Origin of the sequence: Chitinivorax tropicus (genome assembly GCF_014202905.1) — a bacterium.
Lineage (GTDB): Bacteria > Pseudomonadota > Gammaproteobacteria > Burkholderiales > SCOH01 > Chitinivorax > Chitinivorax tropicus.
In genome coordinates, this window is record NZ_JACHHY010000006.1 from 174,552 (window position 1) to 186,256 (window position 11,705).

Annotated in this window: 10 protein-coding genes; 7 read left to right on the top strand and 3 right to left on the bottom strand. The window is 52.9% G+C overall.

Translation table 11 applies throughout. The annotated features are described in order from the left end of the window. The first annotated feature begins 11 nt into the window (after positions 1-11). The 7 genes from atpG to HNQ59_RS06620 all read left to right on the top strand — a co-directional run bounded on the left by atpG (position 12) and on the right by HNQ59_RS06620 (position 7,139). A complete protein-coding gene (atpG, locus tag HNQ59_RS06595) occupies positions 12-875 on the top strand; it encodes a F0F1 ATP synthase subunit gamma (RefSeq protein WP_184036774.1) in 864 nt (287 codons plus the stop codon). A 48-nt stretch (positions 876-923) separates the two neighbouring features. Next, on the top strand, positions 924-2,321 hold the full coding sequence (gene atpD / locus HNQ59_RS06600; RefSeq protein WP_184036777.1) for a F0F1 ATP synthase subunit beta: 1,398 nt from the start codon (positions 924-926) through the stop codon (positions 2,319-2,321). 27 nt (positions 2,322-2,348) lie between these two features. Beyond that, a complete protein-coding gene (locus HNQ59_RS06605) occupies positions 2,349-2,777 on the top strand; it encodes a F0F1 ATP synthase subunit epsilon (protein ID WP_184036780.1) in 429 nt (142 codons plus the stop codon). 87 nt (positions 2,778-2,864) lie between these two features. Next, positions 2,865-4,241, top strand: coding sequence for a bifunctional UDP-N-acetylglucosamine diphosphorylase/glucosamine-1-phosphate N-acetyltransferase GlmU (glmU, locus tag HNQ59_RS06610; protein ID WP_246490878.1), 1,377 nt, complete (start codon positions 2,865-2,867; stop codon positions 4,239-4,241). A 51-nt stretch (positions 4,242-4,292) separates the two neighbouring features. Then, positions 4,293-6,119, top strand: a complete 1,827-nt coding sequence (gene glmS / locus HNQ59_RS06615; RefSeq protein ID WP_184036782.1) for a glutamine--fructose-6-phosphate transaminase (isomerizing) — start codon at positions 4,293-4,295, stop codon at positions 6,117-6,119. 315 nt (positions 6,120-6,434) lie between these two features. Further along, positions 6,435-6,605 (top strand): hypothetical protein, encoded by a 171-nt coding sequence (locus HNQ59_RS19585; RefSeq protein WP_246490879.1) that lies wholly within the window; start codon positions 6,435-6,437, stop codon positions 6,603-6,605. A 9-nt stretch (positions 6,606-6,614) separates the two neighbouring features. Continuing rightward, complete coding sequence (locus HNQ59_RS06620; protein WP_246490880.1) at positions 6,615-7,139, top strand: hypothetical protein; 525 nt, start codon at positions 6,615-6,617, stop codon at positions 7,137-7,139. A 186-nt stretch (positions 7,140-7,325) separates the two neighbouring features. Here the strand turns inward: HNQ59_RS06620 and HNQ59_RS06625 are convergent, their stop codons facing one another. The 3 genes from HNQ59_RS06625 to HNQ59_RS06635 form a co-directional block, all read right to left on the bottom strand. Further along, complete coding sequence (locus HNQ59_RS06625) at positions 7,326-9,095, bottom strand: UvrD-helicase domain-containing protein (RefSeq protein ID WP_184036785.1); 1,770 nt, start codon at positions 9,093-9,095, stop codon at positions 7,326-7,328. Then, the gene (locus tag HNQ59_RS06630) at positions 9,085-11,130 is read right to left on the bottom strand and encodes an ATP-dependent nuclease (protein ID WP_184036788.1); all 2,046 of its coding nucleotides are present in this window, start codon (positions 11,128-11,130) and stop codon (positions 9,085-9,087) included. Before HNQ59_RS06630 ends, HNQ59_RS06625 begins: the two co-directional genes overlap by 11 nt. A gap of 394 nt (positions 11,131-11,524) precedes the next feature. Then, positions 11,525-11,705: integrase core domain-containing protein (locus HNQ59_RS06635; RefSeq protein ID WP_184036790.1), on the bottom strand; the 181-nt coding region annotated here is incomplete at its 5' end.

The following is an 11,705-nucleotide window of genomic DNA, read 5'->3' on the forward strand; positions in this document are numbered from 1 at the left end:
AGGTTCTGATCATGGCTAGCGGAAAAGAGATACGCAACAAGATCAAGAGCGTGCAAAACACGCAAAAGATCACGCGTGCCATGGAGATGGTTGCGGCATCCAAAATGCGTAAGGCGCAGGATCGCATGAAAGCGATTCGCCCTTACGGTGAGAAGGTGCGCCGTGTTGCGGCGCATCTTTCTCAAGCATTTCAGGACTACCAGCATCCTTTCTTCGCAGTACGCGAGACGGTCAAACGAGTGGGTTTGATCGTTGTGACCTCTGATAAAGGCTTGTGTGGTGGCTTGAATACCAACGCACTACGAATCACGGTCAACAAAATGAAAGAATGGACCCAGGCAGGTGTGCAAGTCGATGTCACGACAATAGGTGGCAAGGGTTTCGGCTTTATGCAACGCATGGGTGCAAATGTAGTATCGCATGTCGCAGGTCTGGGTGATACGCCGCACATGGAATCGCTTATCGGTCCCATCAAAGTGCAGGTAGATGCCTATCTGGAAGGCAAGATTGATGAGCTGCATATCATCTACAACCATTTCATCAATACGATGAAACAGGAACCAGTTGTAGAGCAGATCTTGCCAATTCGCGGTGAGAAGCTGGGTGATCGCGAGCATGCGTGGGATTACTTGTACGAGCCTGATCCGAAGACCGTTGTAGAGCAGTTGCTGCTGCGCTATATCGACGCCTTGGTTTATCAAGGTGTTGCTGAAAACATGGCATCGGAACAGAGTGCCCGGATGGTTGCAATGAAGGCGGCATCTGACAATGCCGGCAACATTATCGATGAACTGAAGCTGGTCTATAACAAGACCCGTCAGGCTGCCATTACCAAGGAATTGGCAGAGATCGTATCCGGCGCAGCAGCAGTGTAAGCGTAGATCGCCAATAGGTAACCGAATTTAACGTTTTAGGAAGCAACGATGAGCCAAGGTAAAATCGTTCAGATCATCGGCGCAGTTGTTGACGTGGAATTTCCGCGTGACGCAATGCCGAAGGTTTATGATGCGCTGAAGTTGGCCGAAGGCGATCTGACGCTGGAAGTACAGCAACAGCTCGGCGACGGCGTAGTACGTACCATTGCAATGGGTTCGACAGATGGCATCAAGCGTGGCACCGCTGTTGCTAATACTGGCGCACCAATTTCCGTGCCAGTAGGTAAAGCTACATTGGGCCGTATTATGGATGTGCTGGGTAGCCCGGTGGATGAGGCTGGGCCTGTAGAGTCTGAGGCCAAGTGGGCAATTCACCGCAAGGCCCCGGCTTTTGATGAGTTGAGTTCCGCGACCGAGTTGCTGGAAACGGGCATTAAGGTGATTGATTTGCTCTGCCCGTTTGCAAAGGGTGGTAAAGTCGGCTTGTTCGGTGGTGCGGGTGTGGGTAAGACCGTCAATATGATGGAACTTATCAACAACATCGCCAAAGCCCACTCCGGTCTGTCCGTGTTTGCCGGTGTAGGTGAACGTACTCGCGAGGGTAATGACTTCTACCACGAGATGAAGGACTCGAACGTTCTTGATAAAGTGGCAATGGTCTACGGTCAGATGAATGAACCTCCGGGGAACCGTCTGCGTGTTGCGCTGACTGGTCTGACGATGGCTGAATATTTCCGCGACGAGAAAGATGCATCTGGCAAGGGCCGTGATGTTCTGCTGTTCGTGGATAATATCTATCGTTATACCCTGGCTGGTACAGAGGTTTCTGCGCTGCTGGGTCGTATGCCTTCTGCGGTAGGTTATCAACCGACCCTGGCAGAGGAAATGGGCCGCTTGCAGGAGCGTATCACATCGACTAAGACAGGTTCGATTACCTCCATTCAAGCTGTTTACGTTCCTGCGGATGACTTGACTGACCCGTCACCCGCTACCACGTTTGCTCACTTGGATGCGACAGTCGTTTTGTCCCGTGATATCGCTGCGTTGGGTATTTATCCTGCGGTTGATCCTCTGGATTCCACTTCCCGCCAATTGGACCCGCTGGTTGTGGGTGAGGAGCACTACAACGTCGCACGTGGTGTTCAGTCCACGCTGCAGCGTTATAAAGAATTGCGCGATATCATTGCGATTCTGGGGATGGATGAATTGTCGCCTGAGGACAAGCTCATCGTTGCTCGCGCACGTAAGATTCAGCGCTTCTTGTCACAGCCTTTCCATGTTGCGGAAGTATTTACGGGATCTCCCGGTAAATATGTATCGCTCAAGGATACAATCAAAGGCTTCAAGGGCATCATCAGTGGTGAGTATGACCACCTGCCAGAGCAGGCATTCTACATGGTCGGCACTATTGACGAAGTAATCGAAAAAGCGAAGACCCTGCAGTAATCGCGTTTGCACTTACTAGGAGGGATCATGGCGATGACGATGCATGTAGATGTAGTGAGCGGCGAAGAGTCGATCTACTCTGGTACAGCTGAGTTTCTGGTAGCGCCAGCAGAAGGTGGTGAGATTGGTGTTTACCCCCGCCACGCACCGCTCTTAGCGATGATCAAGCCGGGGCCGGTGCGTATTGTGCCGGCCAATGGCGCGGGCGAAGAGGTTTTCGTGTTCGTGTCCGGTGGCATGATTGAAGTCCAGCCGCATGTGGTGACCATCCTGGCGGATACTGCCGTTCGCGGTGGTGATCTGGATGAAGCCAAGGCGCTGGAAGCTAAGAAGCAGGCTGAAGAAGCATTATCGAATCGTTCCGCGAATCTGGATTATGCAAAAGCGCAAGCCGAATTGGCTGAAGCTGTTGCACAGTTGGCTGCGATTCAGAAGCTGCGCAAAAAAGGTCATTGATTTTCGTGCGCATGCTTGTAGTACTTAGCGAGGAAGGCAGCCATTAGGCTGCCTTTTTCATTTGATGCATCAGCAAATCAGTATTTTATGATGAGTGGATATATGAAATTAGCATGTGTTATTTTGGCCGCAGGTAAAGGGAAGCGTATGTATTCCGATTTGCCTAAGGTTTTACATGCAATTGCCGGTAAGCCTATGCTGCGCCATGTCGTGGATACCGTATCTGAGTTGCGTCCGGAGCAGCTTTGCATTGTGTATGGGCATGGAGGGCAACTCGTTCGTGATGCATTGAGTGATATTGATTGTGCTTGGGCTTTGCAGGAGCAACAGCTTGGGACGGGCCATGCTGTCAAGATGGCGTTGCCCACTTTGTTTGAGCAAGGCATGACGCTTGTCTTGTATGGGGATGTACCGCTGACCAGAGCCGAAACACTTCAAAAGATGATCGAAGTTTCGCAAGGTGAGCGAATGGTCATTCTCACCGATATTATTGCCGATGCAACCGGATATGGCCGTATCGTAAGAGATGCAGCGGGTCATGTGACACGGATCGTTGAGGAGAAGGATGCATCGGTAGATGAAAGAGCCATTCGGGAAATCAATACCGGCATCATGCTGCTGCCAAATAAGTATCTGAAAAGGTGGCTGAGTAGCCTTTCGAATCAAAACGCGCAAGGCGAGTACTACCTGACCGACGTGGTCGGTATGGCGGTAGCGGAAGGCGTGGAAATCGCCACTGCCCATCCTCAAGATAGTTGGGAGACCTTTGGCGTCAACAGTAAAGTTCAACTGGCTGAGTTGGAGCGTATCCACCAACAGGAACAAGCCAAGCAGCTGTTAATACGTGGTGCGACCCTCATGGACCCGGCAAGAATCGATGTTCGAGGTCAGTTGGATATCGGTCGGGATGTCGTGATCGATGTCAATTGTGTATTTGAAGGTCAAGTGAAGCTAGGGGATCGAGTTCATATTGGCCCGAATACCGTCATCAAGAATGCGCAAATCGCCGCCGATACCCACATTTCTGCGTTCAGTCATATTGAAGACGCAATTGTCGGAGCGGGTGCTAAGATCGGCCCCTATGCCCGCCTGCGGCCTGGTGCGTCGCTGGCAAATGGGGTGCATATCGGTAATTTTGTTGAAGTCAAAAAATCTGAAATTGGTGAAGGCTCCAAGGTCAACCATCTGAGTTATGTGGGTGATGCCAAAATAGGTAAGGGCGTCAACGTGGGTGCTGGCACTATCACATGTAATTACGATGGCGTGAACAAGCACAATACCGTGATTGAAGATGGTGCGTTCATTGGCTCAGGGTCCATGCTCGTTGCGCCGGTTGTGGTTGCCAAGGGGGCAACAGTCGGTGCTGGCTCCACTATCACAAAACATGCCCCAGAGGATCAATTGACCTTGGCTCGCGCACGTCAGATATCGATTCCAGCCTGGAAACGTCCAACAAAAGAATAAGTTTCAATCTAAATAGGTAAGTGGGAAGCCATTCTCGCAGGAGTAATCAATATGTGTGGGATCGTCGGAGCAATTGCTCAACGTAATATTGTACCGGTGCTGGTTGAGGGCCTGAAGCGTCTGGAGTATCGCGGTTATGACTCGGCGGGCATAGCTGTCTTGGACACAGAGATCAAACGTGTCCGTCGGGTGGGAAGAGTGGCTGAAATGGAAGCCGCCGCCAACGAAATCAACCTGACAGGGCGCCTTGGGATTGGGCATACCCGCTGGGCCACCCATGGTGGCGTTACTGAGCCCAATGCACACCCCCACGTTTCTGGAGATCTCATTGCGGTGGTCCACAATGGCATCATTGAAAACCACGATGAGAAGCGACAAGCGCTCCAGGCAAAAGGCTATCAATTCGAATCGCAGACCGATACCGAAGTCATCGCCCATCTGATCCACTCTTACTATGTGCAAGATCGCAACCTGTTCAGTGCGGTGCAGAAAGCGGTTACCGAACTGGTCGGCGCCTATGCCATCGCAGTCATCGCAAAAGACCAGCCAGATGTATTAGCCTGCGCACGCATGGGCTGCCCACTGCTGATCGGCCTGGGCGATGGTGAACATTTCGTTGCATCGGATGTATCCGCCATCCTTTCCGCCACCCGCCGTGTCATCTTTCTGGAAGAGGGGGATGTAGCAGAATTGCGCAGAGACCAGATCCTGATTCTTGATAAAGATCGTCAAAAAGCAGAGCGAAAGATCCATGTCAGTGATGTATCGCTGGCATCGCTGGAGCTTGGCCCCTACAGCCACTTCATGCAAAAAGAAATCCACGAGCAGCCCAAAGCCCTGTCCGACACCATTGAGCCCTTATTGGAGGCCGGTTTCGTGCCAGAGCTGTTCGGGGCCAATGCAAAAGAGCTACTGAGCAAAGTGGATGGTGTCCTGATCCTGGCGTGCGGCACCAGCTACTATGCTGGGTCGGTGGCGCGCTATTGGCTGGAATCCATTGCCAGCGTACCTTGCCAAGTGGAAATCGCCAGCGAATATCGCTACCGTGATGCGGTCGCCAACCCCAATTGGCTGGTTGTCACCCTCTCCCAGTCCGGAGAAACACTGGACACCATGGAGGCCTTGAAATACGCAAAATCGCTAGGACATGACAAGACCCTCTCGATCTGCAACGTCCGCGAAAGCGCCATCCCGCGCTCGTCAGAAATGGTGTTCTACACCCGAGCAGGCGCAGAAATCGGTGTGGCCTCCACCAAAGCCTTCACCACCCAACTGCTGGCCCTGTTCGCCTTGACGGCGACCCTGGCAAAAATCAAAGGCCGCTTGAGCGACACACAAGAGCAAAGCTACCTGGATGCACTGAGACATCTACCAGGCAGCGTACAGCATGCGCTGAACCTGGAACCCCAGATCAAAATCTGGGCCGATCGATTTGCCCCCAAAGAACATGCCTTGTTCCTGGGGCGAGGCGTCCACTACCCGATTGCCTTGGAAGGCGCGCTGAAACTCAAGGAAATCTCCTATATCCACGCAGAAGCCTACCCCGCAGGTGAGCTGAAGCATGGACCCCTGGCCCTGGTCGACGACAACATGCCTGTCGTCGTGATCGCCCCCAACGACGTTTTGCTGGAAAAGGTGAAATCCAACATGCAGGAAGTCCGCGCTCGCGGTGGCGAACTGTTTGTTTTCGCCGACTTGGACAGCCATTTCAGCGAATCAGAAGGCGTCCACGTGATCCGTACCCCACGACATGCCGGAGTCCTCAGCCCCGTTGTACACGCTGTTCCAGTGCAAATACTCGCCTATCATGCGGCCTTGCAGCGCGGTACTGATGTCGATAAGCCACGCAACCTGGCAAAGAGCGTAACGGTGGAGTGATGCTTGATTGGTTCGGTGACTAGAGCGAATAAAGTCCGTCGGAGTCTGACAAGAGAGAAGGGGCCTCAGGTCCCTTCTTCTTTGCTCTGTCGTATCAATTCTTCAGATGCTCGCTTTTTTGCCAAAGTGAGCAGTCATGCCTTTGTGCTAGCATGACGGCTATCGGTCATGAGTAGTCATGTAGATCCAGACCGCAAACAGTCAGCTCGGTCAGCCCGTTATCTGTAGCTACGCTGACAATTTTTCCGAGTACGGATCGAGCTTGCTCGGGTTCATTCGATTTGCAATCGACTCAACGATCAGGGAGTGAAAGCTATGGGCAAAATCAACATTCCTCGAGGTGAGCGGGATGCGCTGAAAGCGGTTGATATCCGCATGCTAGGCAAGCTCATCGAGCAGTGCCTGCAGGAGGAGAATCCGCATGCGTTGCAAACGCTCCGGCTCGAGAGTTGCGGAACGTACGTGGCTGCAGGGCTTCGACATTAAGAGAAGGCGTTGACGGAATACGGCAAGGCGAAAGCAGCAAAGAAGCGTGATGAGGCGAAGTATGATGCCCGTCGCGCTGGCAGCGATCTGGTGTATGCGGTCCAACAGATGAAGAACAGGGTCGAAGTGGAAGAGAAGGAGGGGTTACTCTTCTACATCGACGACCTGATCGTGCCGCCCTTTCGTTTCAGCGAACGGGTGACTGCACGAGTGAGCTATCGTTGGCGCCAAGCAATCGATAATGAATGGGTAGCTGGAAGTATCACCTTTTCCCACGATGTCGATATGCGTGGCGACTACACCATGCCACTGTCGAGACAGAGGCCTAGCGCTGCTAAATGTGAGCAGGATCGACAGGGAAAGCTATATCGCGAATGGGAGCACTTGATGAAGTTGGGACTCTATTCGGTCAGGGATTATTTCCGAGAGGGAGGAAACGGAGCGGCTATTCCGCAAACGTTTCATGCAAAAGCTGATCCTTACACGCGAGGGCTGAATAACTTCAGTACCAAGTTCTGGATTGATCGGTCTTGATCCGAAGGTCTGCTGAGGGAGTTGTTCGGGCCTTTTGCGGGTGAGGACAGGTTGTCAGTCGAAACCGCCTTTCATCCCTCACTTCAGTCATGAATGTCCGATCTAAGATGATTTGATACTAGTTTTTACCTTCCTTGTCGTGGCTGTTTGAGGTGAGATTAAGATCGCCTGTATTGCGTATTTTTTCTATGTAAGTGAAAAATCGAAGACATTTTTGCTGCCGAATAACTTGGAAAGGCATTGGATCGCTGTATCTGAGAGCTCCTGCGTAAATAGCACGGCTAGCCGTTTCTTTGGTCGGGAACAGGCGACGTAGAAGAGGTTGCGCCACCTTTCATATGCGGACCGGTCAGCAGGGATGTCTCCGGGATTCGCCAGGTACTCGAGCAGCTTGTTGAAGTCGTATTTGTTCCACCCCCGACCGGCGACAACGATCACGTTCTCGAACTCCGCCCCCTTGACCCCGTGCTTCGTCGAGAACAGTGTGTGTTCGTCCACGAATTGTGAGAGTGCAATAACTTCCGTGTAATTGATCGAGAGGAGTTGCTTCAAGCGTGCTTTGGAACCAGACTCCTCTGCTTCACCCGCTTCCATCCACTCCCGCAATTCCTTTTCCCTCTGCAGAATCGAATCTGGTAAACGAGGGCGCCCTGTCGCCTTCAGGTGGTCTATTACTTTCCTGATGGTTGCCTCCTGGCGGAGCCGCAGCAATGTCGACATGTCGCGAGCCCATTCGAGCTTGTCTTTCGCCCGGCGTATCTGCGGGATCTTCATTCCTAAAACCCGGAACATTTCGCCGAAGCGCTTGCCTTCGTACGCAACAGCCATGGGCTCCACTACCTCCAACAAGAACTTGATGAGGCTGTCTTCCTTCTTGGCGTAGGAATTGTTGAATCCCGAAAACGCCTTCGCGATACCCCTGTAGCCTTGCTCGGAGGCGAGCACCCCGTGGGTGAGCATGAGTATTTTGGTCTGGCCCGACGACATGTCCCAGCCGTCGGCTTCCAGTTTTCTACGCAGTGCTTCGAGGTAAGCATGGGCTGTCTCTTCAGGGAGATCGCCCTTCCAATGTCCCCCGCCCTTTCCGTCCCGCCGTGCCCCTTTCCACGAATTCGTGTGATAGGCTGCAACCTCTCCTTCCGCGTCGGGGTCTGAAAAGGCTTGTGGCAGCTCGGGACGCATCTTATTAAGAACCTCAATTACTGGTGGCGCTGAGCGGAAGTTTGATTTCTGTTCGACTTTCGTCAACGCATCGTCGGTGATCCGGCCACAAGTGTCCTCCTCTCCGTAGATCTGCTGCCAATTGTCTCCGAAGAATCCAATCAGAGGCCCCTCGCCCTTCCTGACGCAGTTGTCAATGATAGAGCTGACGAACTGCCTGTTAGTGTCTTGATACTCGTCGATAAAAATGACGGGGTACCTAGAAACAAGCAGCTTCCGGAACTTCGGCTGATCCATTAGCCCAACCATTAGTAGCAGCACATCGTCATGGTGAAGCGAAACTTTTGGATATTCCTTTCGGGCGGAGGCAAAGCCAAGCTCGTATTCAATTTCTCTCCCGGCCAGGCCGCCAGCTTCGTCCAGCCTTTCCTGCCATTTTGGCAGTTTGGGTAGCTCCTTGCGTAGAAACACTTGGAAGCTCTTAATCAGCGACCAACAGAATGCGTGGATAGTCGCCGAAAAGACCGCCGGGTGACCATCCGTGCGAGAGGTGATCTCTTCACTTGCGACGTTTGTGTAGGTGATACAGGCGATCCGTTTACCCCGGCGAACGAATTCGTCCCCCTTTTTTCCTATCAGGTAGCGCAACGCCATCACAAGCGAGTGGGTTTTTCCCGAACCGGCGCCCGCCTCGAGGATGAAGCTCTTCCCGCCGTCCAAGCATTCATAAATCTCGTTTAAGGACTTGCGCGCCGCCTCGACGGCAGGATTTTCGGCAACCACGTTAGTTTCCATGAGAACCCGCCTCAACTGCTTGTACTGCCGCTTGGCCGGCCTTCGAACCGCTGGCTTCTGTTGTCGTCTTCGCGAGCCAGATGAGCCCCTCGCGTATATAATGTGGAACCGCCCAGTCGGTATCGCGGATGGCATGCTTGAGTGCGAATTCCGACTTCTTTGCCTTCGCTGCCTTATCCCAAGCCGACTTTTCTAAATCGGCGGCATTCAGCGAGAATTTGGCAGCATTGGCGAGCATGAAAGCACCCTCCAGGCTGCGCCCGCATGCAGGACCGCCCGGCTCCGGAACCTGGTAGGCTATCCGCCGAACACCCTTGATCTTGTCAGCTTCTATTTTCTCCAATAGCTCTTGAGGAGAAATTGCGCCTACGTCGAACCAGGCCTTGATGCTGGCATTGCTTGTTCCTGCTCCCTTGGAAACCACACAAGCCTCGCTGGCCGCATCTACCGAGTCCAGGTCCGTGATAATGAGCGCGGGTAGTTCTAGGAAATCGAGCAACCGGAAAAATATGTGCGAGTAGGCTCCACCGACCTCCAGCACGCTGATGTACTGGCTTTCTAGCTTCTCCGCGTCGGCCAGGACGGCATCAACTTTCCCGATCATAACGGGGAGCAGTAGGCGCTCGGACGTGCCCTCAATGAGGATGACCTTATCTGCGAACAGGAGGTCGCAGCGGGTCAGCGTCATGTATTGGTGGAGGAATTCGTTGTCCTTGTTCTCGCGGTCTCCGAAGTTGAGCTTGAGGTCCTTGACCTTCGTGCGGGAGGAGCCAGCCACGTCTGAATCTGGCATCGCCAGGAAATACCGAATGGAATTGAATTCCGCTTTGTTTGCCATGTGCGACGAATGGGTCGTCACAACGAATTGCACGGGCCACGGCTGCCCGTCGCCGTATCTGTCTGCGAACAACTTGGCAATTACTTCCAGCTTGCTGACGAAAACCTCCTGCATCTGGGGATGCAGGTGTGCCTCCGGCTCTTCAATGAACATCAGGTGCATGCCGGGTTCGCTGCCTCGGGCCTTGAAGGATTTAAATGCCTCGAACAGTTTGAGCAGGATGTAAATCAGGTTGCGGGTACCGAGGCCGTTGTAAGCCTCTGGCAGGCTAATGCCATTGGCGCCGGCGTAGCGGATTTTCGTATGGTTCCGGAGCAGGAGGCCTACATCGAGACTGGTCTCAGTCTGAATATTTGGGTCGGGAAACCTGTATCCAAAGAGATTGAGTGCTGGCAGGAGGTTGGTGAGCTGTCCGTTAAAGCTCTTGTCGATGCTTTCCTGGACGTTTTTGACCCCTTCTTTGAGTGTGTTGACGGTCTGCTGGTCTGCCTCTCGGGAATTCTCTTGGCCTGCCGATTCAAACAAGGCGCTCAGGATCCTGCTCAGGGAGTCGTTTTCCTTATGGGTGATATCGTCGATTCCACGTTGGGCTGAGACGAGATCCCCTTGGATGAGTTCCCGGAGCTTTGCCCATTCCAAAGGCCGCTCATTAGTCGGGTCGTTCGGATCCCTCGCGAAAACCTTGCACGAATAGTGCTTTGGGACCAACTCTTTCATTTTCTGAAGCAATATCGCCTTTTGCAGGGCCTCATCTGCCTCATTGTCCACCTCGATCTCGCCGAGGAATACCTTTAGCTTTCCGTCGCCAAGCTGGTAGCAAATATCAACGCACGCTTCCTCACAATCGGGATCCAGATCAACGATAAAGTCCGAGAGCGGGCCAAAGCTTGCCGCCGCTTTGTCATAGCCTACTGTGAGCGTTACCTCAATAGAGGGCAGGGCCGTTCGCACGTCGGTATCCTTCCGCTTCTGCCGCACCATTTGGAGTGCATCCCAAAATCCTGAATGTGCCGCAAGCGAAAAGTCCTCAAGGCTGAATCCGGCAGCCTTTTCTGAGAGTAGTCTCCTGAAAAGTTCGGCAAGCGACGTTTTGCCACTGTTGTTTCTGCCGACGATCAATGTCATGTGCTCGTCAAGGCATAGTTCAGTGTTCTTCAGTAAGCGAAAATTCTTTACCTGTACCTTTTTAATTCGCATGATAATTTTCGTTTGGAGGCTTGATGCGAAGTTGGCTGAATAAAACAAATAAATTTTTTGTCGATCACGAAACACATCGATTATCGGTGTCTCCGAATCGACGGACGTGCGCCAACGCCCAGTCGAGCGAAGCCACTTGTAGCCTTAGCACGCGGTCTCCTTATTCCACAGTAGACAACGCGGTGAGCTCAATGCAGTTATTGGGTGGTCTCGGGGGCTCCCAGGATCCTAGTGCGTATCAATAATCTATGTCTCAATTATGACCCTGTGCTTGGATGGCCCGCAAGCCATATTGCCAGGCGGGAACTGAACCGCCCCGGCTTTGATGGAGGCTGGTTGGTTAAAGTCAGGCCAGAATAACGGCCTGATCGGCGAGTTGCCTGTAGTAGCTTGCCTAAGCTTCTGCAGGCGGGATATAACCAATGGGTTCGAGCAACCTGTGATGGTTAAACCAGGACACCCATTCCAAGGTCGCCAGCTCCACTGACTCCTTGGTTTTCCAGGGGGCTCGTCGGTGGATCATCTCGGCCTTGTACAAGCCATTTATTGTTTCCGCCAAGGCGTTGTCGTAGCTA

Bases quoted from the DNA above. Each gene is read 5' to 3' on its own strand.
- atpG (WP_184036774.1), top strand. From the start codon at position 12: ATGGCTAGCGGAAAAGAGATACGCAACAAGATCAAGAGCGTGCAAAAC.
- atpD (WP_184036777.1), top strand. From the start codon at position 924: ATGAGCCAAGGTAAAATCGTTCAGATCATCGGCGCAGTTGTTGACGTG.
- HNQ59_RS06605 (WP_184036780.1), top strand. From the start codon at position 2,349: ATGGCGATGACGATGCATGTAGATGTAGTGAGCGGCGAAGAGTCGATC.
- glmU (WP_246490878.1), top strand. From the start codon at position 2,865: ATGATGAGTGGATATATGAAATTAGCATGTGTTATTTTGGCCGCAGGT.
- glmS (WP_184036782.1), top strand. From the start codon at position 4,293: ATGTGTGGGATCGTCGGAGCAATTGCTCAACGTAATATTGTACCGGTG.
- HNQ59_RS19585 (WP_246490879.1), top strand. From the start codon at position 6,435: ATGGGCAAAATCAACATTCCTCGAGGTGAGCGGGATGCGCTGAAAGCG.
- HNQ59_RS06625 (WP_184036785.1), bottom strand. From the start codon at position 9,095: ATGGAAACTAACGTGGTTGCCGAAAATCCTGCCGTCGAGGCGGCGCGC.
- HNQ59_RS06630 (WP_184036788.1), bottom strand. From the start codon at position 11,130: ATGCGAATTAAAAAGGTACAGGTAAAGAATTTTCGCTTACTGAAGAAC.